The 16,471-nt window shown below is 59.4% G+C and carries 14 protein-coding genes; 9 read left to right on the forward strand and 5 right to left on the reverse strand.

Annotated features, from left to right (window positions below; genetic code table 11):
- Nucleotides 1-27: 27 nt before the first annotated feature.
- Nucleotides 28-2,838, reverse strand: a complete 2,811-nt coding sequence (locus HKK54_RS14060) for an FAD-binding and (Fe-S)-binding domain-containing protein (protein ID WP_169387052.1) — start codon at nt 2,836-2,838, stop codon at nt 28-30.
- Nucleotides 2,839-2,908: 70 nt separating this feature from the next.
- Nucleotides 2,909-4,603 (reverse strand): lactate permease LctP family transporter, encoded by a 1,695-nt coding sequence (locus HKK54_RS14065; protein ID WP_010174290.1) that lies wholly within the window; start codon nt 4,601-4,603, stop codon nt 2,909-2,911.
- A gap of 261 nt (nt 4,604-4,864) precedes the next feature.
- On the opposite strand from HKK54_RS14065, the gene HKK54_RS14070 reads away from it, so the two are divergent.
- On the forward strand, nt 4,865-5,632 hold the full coding sequence (locus HKK54_RS14070) for an FCD domain-containing protein (RefSeq protein ID WP_010174292.1): 768 nt from the start codon (nt 4,865-4,867) through the stop codon (nt 5,630-5,632).
- 55 nt (nt 5,633-5,687) lie between these two features.
- Here HKK54_RS14070 and smpB read toward each other — a convergent pair whose 3' ends face one another.
- A complete protein-coding gene (gene smpB, locus HKK54_RS14075; RefSeq protein ID WP_169387053.1) occupies nt 5,688-6,170 on the reverse strand; it encodes an SsrA-binding protein SmpB in 483 nt (160 codons plus the stop codon).
- A 168-nt stretch (nt 6,171-6,338) separates the two neighbouring features.
- Here smpB and HKK54_RS14080 point away from each other — a divergent pair, with 168 nt between their 5' ends.
- Nucleotides 6,339-6,773, forward strand: a complete 435-nt coding sequence (locus HKK54_RS14080) for a type II toxin-antitoxin system RatA family toxin (protein WP_003212236.1) — start codon at nt 6,339-6,341, stop codon at nt 6,771-6,773.
- Nucleotides 6,766-7,080 (forward strand): RnfH family protein, encoded by a 315-nt coding sequence (locus tag HKK54_RS14085; protein ID WP_169387054.1) that lies wholly within the window; start codon nt 6,766-6,768, stop codon nt 7,078-7,080. The genes HKK54_RS14080 and HKK54_RS14085 overlap by 8 nt, the downstream gene beginning before the upstream one ends.
- Nucleotides 7,081-7,142: 62 nt before the next feature.
- On the opposite strand, the gene HKK54_RS14090 is transcribed toward HKK54_RS14085, so the two are convergent.
- Nucleotides 7,143-7,670 carry an outer membrane protein assembly factor BamE gene (locus HKK54_RS14090; protein WP_010174297.1) on the reverse strand — a complete coding sequence of 176 codons (528 nt, stop codon included), beginning with the start codon at nt 7,668-7,670 and terminating at the stop codon, nt 7,143-7,145.
- Between the two features lie 98 nt (nt 7,671-7,768).
- Between HKK54_RS14090 and fur the strand changes: the two genes are divergently transcribed.
- Complete coding sequence (gene fur, locus HKK54_RS14095; protein ID WP_010174299.1) at nt 7,769-8,173, forward strand: ferric iron uptake transcriptional regulator; 405 nt, start codon at nt 7,769-7,771, stop codon at nt 8,171-8,173.
- Between the two features lie 98 nt (nt 8,174-8,271).
- Here the strand turns inward: fur and recN are convergent, their stop codons facing one another.
- Nucleotides 8,272-9,945, reverse strand: coding sequence for a DNA repair protein RecN (recN, locus tag HKK54_RS14100; protein ID WP_169387055.1), 1,674 nt, complete (start codon nt 9,943-9,945; stop codon nt 8,272-8,274).
- A gap of 253 nt (nt 9,946-10,198) precedes the next feature.
- Between recN and grpE the strand changes: the two genes are divergently transcribed.
- The 5 genes from grpE (at nt 10,199) to carA (ending at nt 16,432) form a co-directional block, all read left to right on the forward strand.
- Entirely contained in the window at nt 10,199-10,759 is a 561-nt protein-coding gene (gene grpE / locus HKK54_RS14105; protein WP_003212224.1) for a nucleotide exchange factor GrpE, read from the forward strand.
- 102 nt (nt 10,760-10,861) lie between these two features.
- Nucleotides 10,862-12,778 carry a molecular chaperone DnaK gene (gene dnaK, locus HKK54_RS14110; RefSeq protein WP_003212222.1) on the forward strand — a complete coding sequence of 639 codons (1,917 nt, stop codon included), beginning with the start codon at nt 10,862-10,864 and terminating at the stop codon, nt 12,776-12,778.
- 316 nt (nt 12,779-13,094) lie between these two features.
- Nucleotides 13,095-14,219, forward strand: a complete 1,125-nt coding sequence (gene dnaJ / locus HKK54_RS14115; RefSeq protein ID WP_010174305.1) for a molecular chaperone DnaJ — start codon at nt 13,095-13,097, stop codon at nt 14,217-14,219.
- 10 nt (nt 14,220-14,229) lie between these two features.
- Nucleotides 14,230-15,036, forward strand: coding sequence for a 4-hydroxy-tetrahydrodipicolinate reductase (gene dapB, locus HKK54_RS14120; protein WP_010174307.1), 807 nt, complete (start codon nt 14,230-14,232; stop codon nt 15,034-15,036).
- Nucleotides 15,037-15,295: 259 nt separating this feature from the next.
- Nucleotides 15,296-16,432 carry a glutamine-hydrolyzing carbamoyl-phosphate synthase small subunit gene (carA, locus tag HKK54_RS14125; RefSeq protein WP_169387056.1) on the forward strand — a complete coding sequence of 379 codons (1,137 nt, stop codon included), beginning with the start codon at nt 15,296-15,298 and terminating at the stop codon, nt 16,430-16,432.
- The last annotated feature ends 39 nt before the right edge of the window (nt 16,433-16,471 follow it).

A 16,471-nucleotide genomic window follows, 5' to 3' on the forward strand; every position in this document is an offset into this window, starting at 1 on the left:
TAGGTTTTGCACCCAAAGAGGGCGGCCCTAGTGGGCGCGCGCCTGGGTTACTCGATCCACCAGGTACACCAGGCCGTGGTAATCAATTCCACCGTGTTGTGTCAGGCCAATCTCACATGTACGGCTGGTGGAGATGCCTTCGCTGCAATATTGCACGGCGTCTTTGAGGCTGCGCAGGGAGTGGGCGTTCAGCTCCGGTGTAGTGAAGCCCTTGTCGCCGGCAAAACCGCAGCAGTGAATGCCTTCGGGGATTACCACGGTTTTGCTGCAACGCCTGGCCAGGTCGATCAGCGCCTGGCTTTCTCCCAGGTGCTGGGTGCTGCAGGTGACGTGCACGGCGATTGGGGCTTCCTGGGGGGTGAAGTCGAGGCGGTCCATCAGGTGGGTGCGGATAAAACGCACGGGGTCGTAGAGGTCGAGGCGGGTTTCGGCCAGGTCCTGGACCAGGCGCAGGGTGCACGGGCTGGTGTCGCAGTAGATCGGGTCAAGTCCGCCACGGCTGGCGTGGAGCAGGGCGCCGATCAGTTCCTGGCGTTTGTGTTCGGCTTGCTCGGCGTAGCCTTTGGACGCGAAAGGCTGGCCGCAGCAGAGGTTGTCCTGATTGTCGGGAAAGACGACCTGGTAACCGGCTTTTTCCAGCAGGCCACGGGTTTTGTCGTACAGCGACATCTGTTCGTTGTCGCCGGCTGCCGGGCCCATCGCGCGTGAGACGCAGGCGGCGAGGTACACCACACGGGGGCGCTCATCGCTCACGGCGGGGCTGAAGCGGATGGCTTTTTCCGGTTGCGGCATGGCGTTGGTCCATTGGGGGATTTGCCCCTTGGACAGCCGGGTCACCGTGGCCGAGAGCTTCGTCAGTCGCGGCGCGCCCAGCAGCATGCGCGCCCCGTTGGCCACGTGCAGGGTGAAGCGCGCGCCTTGCAAGGCGGTGGCGAAATGCGTCGACAGCCATTCGGCGGTTTTCGTACGGTCGGCGTCGCGGCTGCGCAGCTTTTTCACCAGGTCGCCGGTATTGATTCCTACCGGGCAGCGCTGGGCGCAAAGCCCGGTGGCCGCACAGGTATCGATGCCTTGGTATTGATAGGCCGCTTCAAGTTCGGTGGTGTCGATACCTGCGCGCTTTTTGGCCTGGATGTCGCGCCAGATCACAATGCGCTGGCGTGGGCTCAGGGTCAGCCCCTTCGACGGGCAAACCGGCTCGCAGAAGCCACACTCGATGCACTTATCCACAAGCTCGTCGGCGGCAGGCAGCGGCTTGAGGTGCTTGAGGTGGATTTGCGGGTCTTCGCTGAGCACCACGTCGGGGTTGAGAATGCCGTTGGGGTCGAGCAAGCGCTTGAGTTGCCACATCAACTGATAGGCATCGCTGCCCCATTCCAGTTCGACGAAGGGCGCCATGTTGCGACCGGTGCCGTGTTCGGCCTTCAGCGAACCGCCAAACTCCACCGCCACCAACTGGGCGACGTCGTCCATGAACGCCTGGTAGCGTGCGACTTCTTGCGCGCTGTTGAAGCCTTGGGTGAACACGAAGTGCAGATTGCCTTCCAGGGCGTGTCCGAAAAGGATGGCCTCGTCGTAGTGATGTTTGTCGAACAACTCGATCAGGCGATTGACGCCGATGGCCAGTTGTTCCACCGGGAAGGTCACGTCTTCGATGATCACGGTGGTGCCGGTTTTACGCACGGCGCCCACGGCGGGGAAGGTGTCTTTGCGGATTGCCCACAGGCGGGCGTTTTCCACCGGGTCTTCGGTGAAGTCGACTTGTTTCTCCACCGGGAAGCGGGCCAGTGAGGCCATGATCAGCGCCAATTGCTCATGCAGCAACGAAGGCGAGGCTGCGCGGGATTCGATCAGCAGGGCGCAGGCATTTTCCGATAGCTGTTGTACGAAAGCCGGCATGCCGGGTTTGTCCTGCACCGAACGCATGCTGCGGCGGTCCAGCAGTTCGACCGCTGAAACCGGTTGGGTTTTGAGTACAGTCACGGCGTTGCAGCAGGTTTCCACATCCGGGAACACGATCAGGGCCGAGGCTTTGTTCGGGTGATCGATCACCGTGTCGTAGGTCACTGCGCTGATAAAGCCCAGGGTGCCTTCGGAGCCCACCAGCAGGTGGCTGAGGATATCCAGCGGCTCGTCGAAATCGACCAGGGCGTTGAGTGACAAGCCGGTGGTGTTTTTCAGACGGTATTTGTGGCGGATTTTTGCAGCCAATTCGGCGTTTGCCCGCGTCTCGCGACCCAGTGTTGCCAGGCGTTCAAGCAGGTCGCTGTGAAGCTGGCGAAAGGCCGAAACGCTGGCCGGGTCTTCTGTGTCCAGGCGGCTGCCATCGGCCAGTACCAGGCGAATCCCCGCCAGGGTGTGATAAGTGTTCTGGGCCGTGCCACAGCACATGCCGCTGGCATTGTTGGCGACGATGCCGCCGATCTTGCAGGCGTTGATCGATGCCGGGTCCGGTCCGATCTTGCGCCCGAAAGGCGCCAGCCAGGCGTTGGCCTGGGCGCCGATCACGCCGGGTTGCAGGCGGATTTGTGTGCCCTGGCCGCGAATCTCGCGCCCGTTCCAATTGTCCCCCAACACAATCAATACCGAGTCGCTGATGGCCTGCCCGGAAAGGCTGGTGCCCGCCGCGCGAAAGGTCACCGGGACGCGGTCGCGCTGGGCCAGTTGCAGCAGCGCCACTACTTCATCTTCCGATTCAACGCGGATCACCAACTGTGGGATCAGTCGGTAAAAGCTGGCGTCGGTGCCGAAGGCGAGGGTGGAAAGTGGATCGTCGAAACGACGATCTTTCGGGATCAGTTGTGCGGCGTCGCTCAGAAAAGCAGCAGGCAGGCTCATCGGTCCTCCAGAAATAGCAGACGCCGGAATCGCTGTCCGGCGTCGGTTCTTACCCTATTACACGCAGGACTCAGTGCACCAGCATGCCGGTGAACCAGTAGGCCTGGGCCAAGGTGATCAGCCCGACAATCGTCGCGAAAAACAGGCTGTGCTTGAGGGTGAAGCGGAACAGGTCGGATTCCTTGCCCACCAGGCCAGTGGCGGCGCACGCCACGGCGATCGACTGCGGCGAGATCATCTTGCCGGTCACGCCGCCGCTGGTGTTCGCGGCCACCAGCAAGGTGTCGTTGACGCCGATCTGGTGCGCGGTGGTCGCTTGGAGTGAGCTGAACAGGGCGTTGGATGAGGTGTCGGAGCCGGTCAGAAACACCCCTAGCCAGCCGAGGAATGGCGAGAAGAACGGGAATGCCGCGCCGGTAGCCGCCAGTACCAGGGCCATGGTCGATGACATGCCCGAGTAGTTGGTGACGAAGGCAAAGGCCAGCACCATGCCGATGGACAGGATCGGCCAGCGCAGCTCATAGAAGGTTTCTTTTAAGGTGGTCAGACCAGTTTTGAAGTCGATTTTCAAGACCAGCATCGACACCAAGGCGGAGAAGAAAATCGCCGTGCCGGTCGCGGAAATCGGGTCAAGCTTGAACACCGCCGGGATCGCGGTAGGCGCAGCAACGATTGGCGCAACCTTGATCACCAATTGATCCAGGTGCGGGATCGCGAAATTGAACACCGAGCTGTACATCGCGCCCCCCGCGGCGAACATCGCCTTGAAGGGCTTGAGGGTCCAGATGGTGACCAATACGGTCAGGATCAGGAACGGCGACCAGGCCTTGAAAATTTCCCCCAGGCTGTAAGGCGAAGCCAGGGTGTTGCGAGGCAGGCCGAAACCACCGGCGCTGGCAGTGACGGCGGTGCCGGACGTTGCGCCAGCGATTTGCGCATTGGCGCTGCGCTTGGGCTGCCAGACCTTCAGGAACAGGGTCAGGGAAATCAGGCTGGCCAGGGCCGAGGTGATGTCCGGCAGTTCCGGGCCGATGAAGTTCGAGGTGAAGAACTGCGTGACGGCAAAGCTCAGGCCCGCAACCAGTGCGGCTGGCCAGGTTTCTTTGACGCCGCGCAGGCCGTCCATCATGAACACCAGCCAGAACGGCACGAACAAAGACAGCAGCGGCAGTTGGCGACCGGCCATGGCGCCGATCTTGAATGCGTCGATGCCGGTCACCTGGCCGGCCACGATGATTGGAATCCCGAGTGCGCCGAACGCTACAGGTGCGGTGTTGGCAATCAGGCACAGGCCGGCGGCGTACAGCGGGTTGAAGCCCAGTCCTACCAGCAGTGCAGCAGTAATCGCCACAGGTGCTCCGAAACCGGCGGCCCCTTCGAGGAAGGCGCCGAAGCAGAAGCCGATCAGCAGCACTTGCAGGCGTTGGTCATCGGTAATCGACAGCACAGAGCTGCGGATGATTTCGAACTGGCCGCTCTTGACCGTCAATTTGTAGAGGAATACCGCGGCGACGATGATCCAGGCGATTGGCCACAAACCGTAGGCAAAGCCGTAACCGGCGGCGGCGAGCGCCATGTCCACCGGCATCTGGAAGGCAAAGATCGCCACCAGGATCGACAGTGCCAACGTGATGCTGCCCGCAACGTGGCCTTTGAGGCGAAACACGGCCAGGGCCAGGAAGAAAAATACGATGGGAATAACGGCGGCCAGTGCGGACAGGCCGAGGCTGCCGAGCGGGCTGTAGAGCTGTTGCCAGGTTTGCATGTGGGGTGGCCCCTAATTGTTGTTGGTCAGGCACTGCTTGGGTGATTTGGGTAATTGGTATTACCAATTTACAATCACTGTTGGCTAGGTTAAAAGCCTTCAGGGGGATGTGTCAATTTGCCGCTTGTGAATCTTTGGTCGTAGGTCGGCGTGAGCGGGGTCTGATTGGCTGAAACGAGGGTGTTCTGATAGGTGCCGGATGCGCGGCGATAGGCCAGAATAGGGGCCCCGGCGAGTGGTCGGGATGGTGGAGAGTGAGTTATGGGGTTTGATCAGGTGCGTCAGCGCCGTTTGTCTGACGATATCGTCGAGCAGCTTGAGGGCATGATCCTTGAGGGCACGCTGAAGTCGGGCGAGCGCTTGCCGGCCGAGCGCGCACTGGCCGAGCAGTTCGGGGTGTCGCGTCCGTCGCTGCGTGAGGCGATCCAGAAGCTGGCGGCCAAAGGCTTGCTGGTCAGTCGTCAGGGTGGCGGCAATTATGTGGTGGAATCGCTGGGTTCAACCTTCAGTGATCCGCTGCTGCATCTGCTGGAAAATAATCCCGAGGCCCAGCGCGACCTTCTGGAGTTTCGTCAGACCCTGGAAGCCTCGTGCGCGTATTACGCTGCGCTGCGCGCCACTGAAGTGGATCGTGAGCGGCTGACCGCCGCTTTCGAAGAATTGCAGGATTGCTACACGCGGTCAGATGAAGTGAGCCGGGCGGAAGAGGGCGCGGCGGATGCGAAGTTTCACCTGGCCATCGCCGAGGCCAGTCATAACGCGGTACTGCTGCACACCATTCGTGGCCTGTTCGACCTGCTCAAGCGCAACGTGGTGACCAACATTGGCGGCATGTACCAGCAGCGTACCGAGACCCGGGACATGCTGATCAATCAGCATCGTGATTTGTACCTGGCGATTATCGAGGGGCGTGCGGAGCAGGCACGGGAAGTCTCAACACGTCACCTGCTGTATGTGCAGGAAGTGCTGGAGGAAGTGCGTCAGGAGGTTCAGCGCATGGCCCGGGCGGAACGGCGCAAGGGGATGTAGCGATGGTTGTGGCTGAGGGAGTGGGCTCCCTCGGCCACATCAAGTCACAAGAAAGTCAGTCTTCCTTGCCCTTGTTACGCACGGCGCGCTGCAATTCCCGGTTGGAATCGCGCTCGCGCTCGGTGTCACGCTTGTCGTATTCCTTCTTGCCCTTGCCCAGCGCGATCTCGCACTTGACCAGGTGCTTGCTCCAGTACCACGACAGGCAGACACAGGCGTAGCCCTTTTGCTGCACGGCGGCGTGGAGCTTTTCCAGCTCGCGGGCATTGAGCAGCAGCTTGCGCGTACGTACCGGGTCGGCGATCACGTGGGTGCTGGCGGTCATCAGCGGCGTGATATGACTGCCGAGCAGCCATGCCTCACCGTCTTTGAGCAGCACGTAACTGTCGATCAGTTGCAGCTTGCTGGCACGCAGACTTTTTACTTCCCAGCCGGCCAGGACCAGACCAGCCTCGAACCGATGTTCGATGAAGTAATCGTGTCGCGCCTTTTTATTTTGCGCGATGGTCCCTGTTGGGTGTTTCTTTTGTTTAGCCATAGGGGCGGCATTATAGGGAGTTGCGAGCGCGTCGGCTACGGTCAACCTGCGTGCTTGAGCGTGTTGAGTGAATCCCGGACAATGCAGGCTGATTTTTGATTTTTTTCTTTCGCGAATCCTGTTGCCCTTTCGCGATGTTTGCCGCTCAGCTGTGGAAATAACGCTCACATGACGACGCATATTCAACGTTCGGCCCTGCTGCCTTACCCGGCACAGGCGCTCTATGACCTGGTCAACGACGTGGCGCGTTACCCGGAGTTCCTGCCTTGGTGTTCAACTGCCGAGGTGTTGGAGAGCAGTGATGAGCACATGGTCGCCAGCGTGGGAGTCGCGAAGGGCGGCTTGAGCCAGCACTTTGTCACGCGCAACACGCTGGTGCCCGGACAGTCCATCGAGATGAACCTCGAAGAAGGCCCGTTCACTCAGTTGCACGGTGTGTGGGTGTTCAAGGCGTTGAACGAGAAGGCGTGCAAGATCAGCCTGGACCTGTCGTTCGATTATGCTGGCCCTATCGTGCGTGCCACCTTGGGCCCGCTGTTCAATCAAGCGGCTAATACCCTGGTGGACGCGTTCTGCCAACGCGCCAAGCAAATGCATGGCTGAGCCATTGGTTGAGGTTGAGGTGGTGTACGCCGCGGTGGATCGTCAGGTGCTGATGAGTCTGGCAGTAGCGCCGGGCTCGAGCCTGCGGGCGGCAGTGTTGGGCTCGGGAATGGCTGCGCAGTTTCCGGAGCTGGATCTGCAGAGTTGTCCCTTGGGGATCTTCGGCAAAGTGGTGGCGGATGCGGATGTTCGTGCTGTGCGCGCCGGAGACCGAATCGAGATCTATCGGCCATTGCTGGCCGATCCGATGGAGATAAGGCGCTTGCGTGCGGCCAAGGCTGCCAAGGCAAAACAGCAGAGTTCTTAGCTTGCGAAATGGCAGGCAACAAAAAGCCCGGCATGCCGGGCTTTTTATCGAGGGTTACAAACTTATTGCGGGCTCGCGTCCAGAGGTTCTGGAGTCGGCACCGGAACGGTTTGTACGCCGTCGACGCCTTTCTGGATCTGATCGAGCAACGAGCCAGGCTTGGCCGGTACTTCGGACTGGGGCTTCTCCTCGTTCTGCGCGGGCGCAGGCGTGGTGGTGCCGCTGTCCTTGCCCAGCAAGGCTTCATCGCGGCTTACGCCCGGTTTGAAGTCCCCCGACAGGCTGACGAGCTGGTCATTGCCATTGAAGATGACGCTGACCCGCTCCTGCTGACGTTCACCGCCACCAGGTTGGATGCTATAGAGATAATCCCAGCGATCGGCATGGAATGTGTCGGTCAGCAGGGGATTGCCCATGATAAACCGTACTTGCCGTCGGGTCATTCCCGGGCGTAACTGGTCTATCATGTCCTGCGTGACGACATTGCCCTGCTGGATGTCGATTTTGTAAACCCCGGGGAATGAACAACCGGCGAGTGCGAGCAGTCCCACAAAGGTGAAACTGGTTAGCAAGAGCTTGGTGTTTTGCATCGGTGGGCGACTTCCACTATCTTGGCTGGGACAACGTAAACGCCGATCATACCCGTATTAAGAGAAGCTGCGAAGCAGCATCCGCGAGAAAGCTAACCATGGTTGAAAATAGCGAACTACGCAAAGCCGGTCTTAAAGTGACTCTGCCACGAGTCAAGATTCTACAAATGCTCGATTCTGCTGAGCAGCGCCACATGAGTGCCGAGGATGTATACAAGGCACTGATGGAGTCTAACGAGGACGTCGGCCTGGCCACGGTTTACCGTGTACTGACCCAGTTTGAAGCAGCAGGACTGGTGGTTCGTCATAATTTCGACGGCGGTCATGCAGTCTTCGAACTGGCCGACAGCGGCCACCACGACCACATGGTCGATGTGGAAACTGGCGAAGTGGTCGAGTTCGTCAGCCCGGAAATCGAGAAGCTCCAGAAGGCGATCGCCGAAGAGCACGGAGTCGAATTGGTGGATCACAATTTGGTTCTGTACATACGTAAGAAAAAGTAAGAAAGCTACGCAGATTCGCTCTGCGAAACGATCGAAGGCGACCCTAGGGTCGCCTTCGTGCTTTCTATAGAAAGAAAAGGGTCAGTAAGCCGAGCGTTTCAGACCTTCGCAGTCACCACCATTTTCTTCGCGTGAGCCAGGGACTCCTTGGTCAGGTCGATGCCTCCCAGCATTCGCGCCACTTCTTCTACCCGTTCGGTCTTGTTCAGCTTGGACACCGCAGTATGGGTCGCATCACTGCCCCGCACCTTGTGCACGAACAAGTGTTGATGCCCTTGGGCGGCCACTTGTGGCAAATGGGTGACGGTCAGCACCTGGCCGCGATCGCCCAGCCGGCGCAACAGCTGGCCAACGATCTCGGCAGTCGGGCCGCCGATCCCGACGTCCACTTCATCGAATACCAGCGTTGGCACACGGGAGGTCTGCGCGGTGATCACCTGGATCGCGAGGCTGATCCGTGACAGCTCGCCACCGGACGCTACTTTAGCCAATGCCTTGAGGGGTTGGCCCGGGTTCGCACTGACCAGCAGTTCTACCTGTTCAAGGCCGTTGGGCAGAAGCTCGTTGCTGGTGTTGGTGTGCAGCTCGATGGTGAAGCGCCCGCCGGGCATGCCCAGCCGCTGGATTTCCTGTTCCACTGCGCTGGCCAGGCCGGTTGCTGCCTGATGGCGCAGGTCGCTCAGCTCCCGGGCCTTCTCATGATAATGGCGAGCAAAGGAGGCCAACTCTTCACCCAGTCGCTCGATGGATTCATCGTTGGCATTCAGGGTTTCGATCTCATCCAGCAGCTTTTGCTGCAGGGTCGCGACTTCGGTCGGCTGGATCCGGTGTTTGCGCGCCAGGGTGTAGATGGTGTCCAGGCGCTCTTCTATATCTTGCAGGCGAGCCGGGTCGGCATCGAAGTGATCAAGAAAACGGTTCAGCTCGCCCACGGCTTCTTCAACCTGGATTTGCGCGCTGGTCAGCAGCGTAGTGGCTTCATTCAGCGAACCTGAGGCGTTATTCACGCTGGACAGTCGGTTCAGGCTAGCAGTCAGCGCGTTGAGCACATTCCCGGAATCACTTTCGCTGCACTGTTCCACCACTTGCCGGCAGATACCCAGCAGGGTCTCGGCGTTGGTCAGGTTCTTGTGTTCCTGTTCCAGTTGCTCCAGTTCGGTCTCGCCGAGCCCCAGGCTTTCGAGTTCTTCCAGTTGATAGCTGAGCAACTGGTGGCGGGCGCGCTGCTCGTCGCCGGAATTGGAGAGGCGCTCCAGTTCCTGGCGCGTTTGGCGCCAACGCTGGGCGGCCAATTGCACCTGGCGCGCCAGGTCGGTGGCACCGGCGTATTCGTCGAGCAGCCGGCGATGGGTGTCGGTTTTCAGCAGGGATTGGTGTTCATGCTGGCTGTGGATGTCGATCAGCAGCTCGCCCAGGGCTTTCAAATCACCGAGCGGGCAGGGCGTACCGTTTATATAGCCGCGGGAGCGCCCTTCGGCAGTGATCACCCGGCGCAGGATGCACGGCCCGTCATTATTAAGGTCGCGCTCGGCAAGCCAGGCTTCGGCTTCCGGGATGTCAGCCAGGTCAAAGGTGGCGAGGATGTCGGCCTTGTCGGCGCCGGGGCGAACCACGCCGCTGTCGGCGCGGTCGCCGAGGGTCAGCCCCAGGGCGTCGAGCATGATCGACTTGCCGGCGCCGGTTTCGCCTGTGATTACGCTCATCCCGCGATCCAGTTCAAGATCCAGATGTTCAACGATGGCGTAGTTATGTACGGACAGGTGCACCAGCATGACGGCCGCTCCCAGGCTTTAGGTCTGGTTATTTATACAGTGTTTTGTTTGAGGGTGACAATCCTGATGCTTAGTCCGATTTGCTTGAATGAATGTCTTTTTAAGTGCGACGAGGAATGACCGGCGGGAATTGATCCAGGACAAGTGAAAGACTTTTGGTAACGCCTCAACCCTTGAACCTGAAAATTGTGGCCCCATATACCGGAACAGAAGCGCGAGTCGAGTTCGCGCATGATTTTGAAAGGAGAAATCTATGGCTGACGAACAGACGCAGGATACGCAAAATCCAGACGCCAATCAGGCAGCAGGTGAAGACCTTGCCGCTCGTGTGCAAGTGCTCGAAGAGCAATTGGCCGGCGCACAGGATCAATCGTTGCGTGTTGCCGCCGATCTGCAGAACGTCCGCCGCCGCGCCGAGCAGGATGTAGAAAAAGCTCACAAGTTCGCCCTGGAAAAATTTGCCGGTGATCTGTTGCCGATCATCGACAGCCTGGAGCGTGGCCTTGAGCTGTCCAACCCGGACGACGAAAACATCCGCCCAATGCGCGAAGGGATCGAACTGACCCTGAAAATGTTCCAGGACACCCTGAAACGTTATCAGCTGGAAGCCATCGATCCGCAAGGCGGTGAGCCGTTCAATGCCGAGCATCACCAGGCGATGGCGATGCAGGAAAACGCTGATCTTGAGCCGAACAGCGTATTGAAGGTGTTCCAGAAGGGTTACCAGCTCAACGGTCGCCTTCTGCGCCCCGCAATGGTTGTGGTGAGCAAGGCTCCTGCACCGGTTGCACCTTCGATTGATGAGCAGGCTTGAAATAAGTCGTAACGGCCCCATCTATAAGTCAAGCGTTTAAGTACTGCCGCAGTTAGCCACCACTGCTGCGGCAACAAAATCTAAGTTTCGGGAGAGTAAATCATGGGCAAAATTATCGGTATCGACCTGGGGACTACCAACTCCTGCGTCTCCGTGCTGGAAAACGGCGTATCCAAAGTTATTGAAAACGCCGAAGGCGCACGTACCACCCCGTCCATCGTGGCCTATGCCAACGACGGCGAAATCCTGGTGGGCCAGTCCGCCAAGCGTCAAGCTGTGACCAATCCGCATAACACCCTGTACGCGGTGAAGCGTCTGATCGGTCGTAAGTTCGACGAAGAAGTCGTACAGAAAGACATCAAGATGGTCCCGTACAAAATCGCCAAGGCTGACAACGGTGACGCCTGGGTTGAAGTGAACGGCCAAAAAATGTCGCCGCCACAAATCTCGGCTGAAATCTTGAAAAAGATGAAGAAAACCGCCGAAGACTACCTCGGTGAAGCAGTGACTGAAGCGGTGATCACCGTTCCGGCCTACTTCAACGACAGCCAGCGCCAGGCGACCAAAGACGCCGGCCGTATTGCTGGCCTGGACGTAAAACGTATCATCAACGAACCAACCGCAGCCGCTCTGGCCTACGGTATGGACAAGGCCAAGGGCGACCACACCGTGATCGTTTACGACCTGGGTGGCGGTACCTTCGACGTTTCCGTGATCGAAATCGCTGAAGTCGATGGCGAGCACCAGTTTGAAGTGTTGGCCACCAACGGTGACACGTTCCTGGGCGGTGAAGACTTTGACATTCGTCTGATCGACTACCTCGTTGACGAATTCAAGAAAGAAAGCGGCATGAACCTCAAAGGTGACCCGCTGGCCATGCAGCGCCTGAAAGAAGCCGCCGAGAAAGCCAAGATCGAACTGTCTTCGAGCAATTCGACCGACGTGAACCTGCCGTACATCACTGCAGACGCTACCGGTCCTAAGCACTTGAACGTGAAAATCTCCCGCGCCAAGCTGGAAGCGCTGGTAGAAGACCTGGTTCAACGCACCATCGAGCCTTGCCGCATTGCGCTGAAAGACTCGGGTATCGACGTTGGCGCGATCAACGACGTGATCCTGGTAGGCGGTCAGACCCGTATGCCGCTGGTTCAGAAGCTGGTTACCGAGTTCTTCGGTAAAGAAGCGCGTAAAGACGTGAACCCGGACGAAGCTGTTGCCATGGGTGCTGCCATCCAGGGCGCGGTATTGGCCGGCGACGTGAAAGACGTTCTGCTGCTGGACGTAAGCCCGCTGACCCTGGGTATCGAAACCATGGGCGGCGTGATGACCGCGCTGATCGAGAAAAACACCACGATTCCTACCAAGAAATCGCAAGTGTTCTCGACTGCCGACGACAACCAGGGCGCAGTGACCATTCACGTGCTGCAAGGTGAGCGTAAGCAAGCGGGTCAGAACAAGTCCCTGGGCAAGTTCGACCTGGCCGAGATTCCACCAGCACCACGTGGCGTGCCACAAATTGAAGTGACCTTCGACATCGACGCCAACGGCATTCTGCACGTAGGCGCCAAAGACAAGGCCACTGGCAAGACTCAGTCGATCGTGATCAAGGCTAACTCGGGTCTGTCCGAGGAAGAAATCCAGCAGATGATCCGTGATGCTGAAGCCAACGCCGACGAAGACCGCAAGTTCGAAGAGCTGGCCGCAGCCCGCAACCAAGGCGACGCGCTGGTTCACTCGACTCGCAAAATGATCGCTGACGCTGGCGACAAAGTGACTGCCGAAGAGAAAACTGCAATCGAAGCCGCAGTAGTTGCGCTGGAAGCCGCCGTTAAAGGTGACGACAAGGCCGCTATCGAAGCCAAGGTTGAAGAGCTGTCGAAAGTCTCTGCGCCAGTTGCTCAGAAAATGTACGCCGAGCAAGGCCAGCCGGCTGACGGTGCTGCACACCAGGCAGAACCTGAAGCCAAGCACGACGATGTTGTCGATGCCGAGTTCGAAGAAGTTAAAGACCAGAAGTAACTTGGTCGCCCGGTTGACCGCTCATAAGCGGTGACTGGTAGGATGTCGCCGCGCGGGAGCTTGCTCCCGCGTTGGCGTGTCTGGGGTACGCGAATTTTTACAGCATGCGACAACGCTCGGATGCTGGCGGTGTGATCGGGAATGCTCCTGCTTTCCGGACGACATTCACCGCGTTTTTGGCCGGTTGCCGGCTGAAAGCAGTAACGACCAGGATCGTTGAATTGACGTGAGTTGGGTCCGGGCCTGTATTGGGGCTCAACGAGTTTGGCAAGGCTCAGGAGGGTTTTGCCGGACGTCCTTAAGAGTGCAAAGACTTATGGCAAAGCGTGACTATTACGAAGTGTTGGGTGTGGAGCGCGGCTCCAGCGAGGCGGACCTGAAAAAGGCTTACCGTCGCCTGGCAATGAAGCACCACCCGGACCGTAATCCGGATAACAAAGAATCCGAAGACCTGTTCAAAGAGGCCAACGAGGCCTACGAATGCCTGTGTGATCCAAACAAGCGAGCCGCTTACGATCAGTACGGCCATGCCGGCGTCGACCCGAGCATGGGTGGCGGCGGTGCCGGTTTTGGTGGCCAGAACTTCTCCGATATTTTCGGCGACGTGTTCAGCGACTTCTTTGGCGGCGGCCGCGGTGGTCAGCGTGGCGGTGCCCAGCGTGGCAGCGACCTGCGCTATACCCTGGAGCTGAACCTGGAAGAAGCGGTGCGCGGCACCAGCGTTAATATCCGGGTTCCGACGCTGGTCAACTGCAAGCCGTGCGACGGTTCGGGCGCCAAGAAAGGCTCCTCGCCGATCACCTGCCCGACGTGCGGCGGTATCGGCCAGGTACGCATGCAGCAAGGCTTCTTCTCGGTGCAGCAAACCTGCCCGCGTTGCCATGGCCAGGGCAAGATCATTTCCGACCCGTGCGACTCGTGCCATGGCGAAGGGCGTGTCGAAGAGTACAAGACCCTCTCGGTGAAAGTACCGGCGGGTGTTGATACCGGTGACCGCATTCGTCTGTCGGGCGAAGGCGAGGCGGGCACTCAGGGCGGACCGACGGGGGACCTGTACGTGGTGATCAATGTGCGTGAGCACTCGATCTTCCAGCGCGACGGCAAGCATCTGTTCTGTGAAGTGCCGATCAGCTTTGTTGATGCAGCCTTGGGTGGCGAGCTTGAAATCCCGACGCTCGACGGCCGGGTCAAGCTGAAGATTCCTGAGGGCACGCAGACCGGCAAGCAGTTCCGTATCCGTGGCAAAGGCGTTGCGCCGGTGCGCGGTGGCGGTGCTGGCGACTTGATGTGCCGTGTGGCGGTAGAGACGCCGGTGAACCTGGGGCGTCGTCAGCGCGAACTGTTGGAAGAGTTCCGCAGTTCCCTGGCGGGCGACGACACTCATTCGCCCAAAACCACTGGCTGGTTCGAAGGCGTGAAGCGCTTCTTCGGCGACCTGTAAGGAATTGAGTATGCGACGTATCGCGGTGATGGGCGCTGCCGGGCGCATGGGCAAGACCCTGGTCGAGGCCGTACAGGCGCGCTCGCCGGCGTCCGGGCTGACAGCGGCGATTGTTCGTCCCGGCAGCACCTTGATTGGTGCAGATGCGGGTGAGTTGGCGTCCCTGGGGCGGATCGGTGTTTCGTTGTGCGGCAACCTGGAGCAGGTCGCCGACGAGTTCGACGTGCTGATCGACTTTACCCTGCCGGAAGTGATGCTGAAGAACCTGGCGTTCTGCCGCAAGGCGGGCAAGGCCATGGTGATCGGTACGACCGGTCTGAATGCCGAGCAGAAGCAACTGCTGGTGGAGGCGGGCAAGGACATTCCTATCGTGTTCGCGGCCAACTTCAGTGTCGGCGTCAACCTGTCGCTGAAGCTGCTCGACATGGCGGCGCGGGTGATGGGTGATGAGGCTGACATCGAGATCATCGAGACTCATCACCGGCACAAGATCGATGCGCCGTCGGGTACGGCGTTGCGCATGGGCGAGGCGATTGCCGATGCCCTTGGGCGGGATCTGTCGAAGGTCGCGGTGTATGGTCGTGAAGGCCACACTGGCGCTCGTGCTCACGACACCATCGGCTTTGCCACTGTTCGCGGCGGTGACGTGGTGGGCGACCACACGGTGCTGTTCGCAACCGAGGGCGAGCGTCTCGAGATTACTCACAAGGCGTCGAGCCGCATGACATTCGCCAAGGGTGCCGTACGTGCGGCCCTTTGGCTGGAGGGTCGTACGCCGGCCCTGTACGACATGCGTGACGTGCTGGATCTGCATTAAGAAGTAGCTAAAACGGGGCCTCAGGACTATTCTAGGGCCCCGTTTTTACCCGCTAGGCGACGTCCTGTCGCATTCCCCTGCCTTTAAGGCTCATTAGCGGTGGACCAAAAAAGCCTTTTTCTGTAAGCTACAGCTTTAGTGTGTCCACTAAAAGCGCGCAGAATAATTCGGTGAAGAAGCGGGGTGACGTGTCCATACGTCACTCCGCTTTTTTACAACCTGCGATCGCCCTTTCAGGCTTTATTTACGGGAGGTCTTCTTGACTAAGCCAGCCATACTCGCCCTTGCTGATGGCAGCATTTTTCGCGGCGAAGCCATTGGAGCCGACGGTCAGACCGTTGGAGAGGTGGTGTTCAACACCGCCATGACCGGCTATCAGGAAATCCTTACCGATCCTTCCTACGCCCAACAGATCGTTACCCTGACCTATCCGCACATCGGTAACACCGGTACTACACCGGAAGACGCCGAGTCTGATCGTGTCTGGTCGGCGGGTCTGGTAATTCGTGACCTGCCACTGGTTGCGAGCAACTGGCGTAACACGATGTCCCTGTCCGATTACCTGAAAGCCAACAACGTTGTGGCGATCGCCGGTATCGATACGCGTCGCCTGACACGCATCCTGCGTGAAAAAGGTTCGCAGAACGGCTGCATCATGGCCGGTGACAACATCTCCGAAGAAGCGGCGATTGCAGCGGCCCAAGGTTTCCCTGGCCTGAAAGGCATGGACCTGGCGAAAGTCGTCAGCACCAAGGAACAGTACGAGTGGCGCTCCACTGTCTGGGACTTGAAGACCGACAGCCACGCGACTATCGAAGCTTTCGAGTTGCCTTACCACGTCGTGGCATACGACTACGGTATCAAGCACAACATCCTGCGCATGCTGGTCGAGCGCGGTTGCCGCGTGACCGTGGTGCCTGCACAAGCCCCGGCCAGCGATGTGCTGGCCCTGCAGCCGGATGGCGTGTTCCTGTCCAACGGCCCGGGTGACCCTGAGCCTTGCGACTACGCCATCAAGGCGATCAAGGAAGTGCTGGAAACCGAGATCCCGGTATTCGGCATCTGCCTCGGCCACCAACTGCTGGCCCTGGCCTCCGGCGCCAAGACCCTGAAAATGGGTCACGGCCACCACGGTGCCAACCACCCTGTGCAGGATCTGGACACTGGCGTCGTAATGATCACCAGCCAGAACCACGGTTTTGCGGTGGATGAAGCGACTCTGCCGGGCAACGTCCGGGCGATTCACAAGTCGCTGTTCGACGGTTCCCTGCAAGGCATCGAGCGCACCGACAAGAGCGCGTTCAGCTTCCAGGGCCACCCTGAAGCAAGCCCGGGCCCGAACGACGTAGCGCCGCTGTTCGACCGTTTCATCAATGAGATGGCCAAGCGACGCTAACTGAGCGGCCTGAGGGTGGCCCGGGAAACCGGCGGCCCC

Source organism: Pseudomonas sp. ADAK13 (genome assembly GCF_012935715.1).
Classification (GTDB): domain Bacteria; phylum Pseudomonadota; class Gammaproteobacteria; order Pseudomonadales; family Pseudomonadaceae; genus Aquipseudomonas.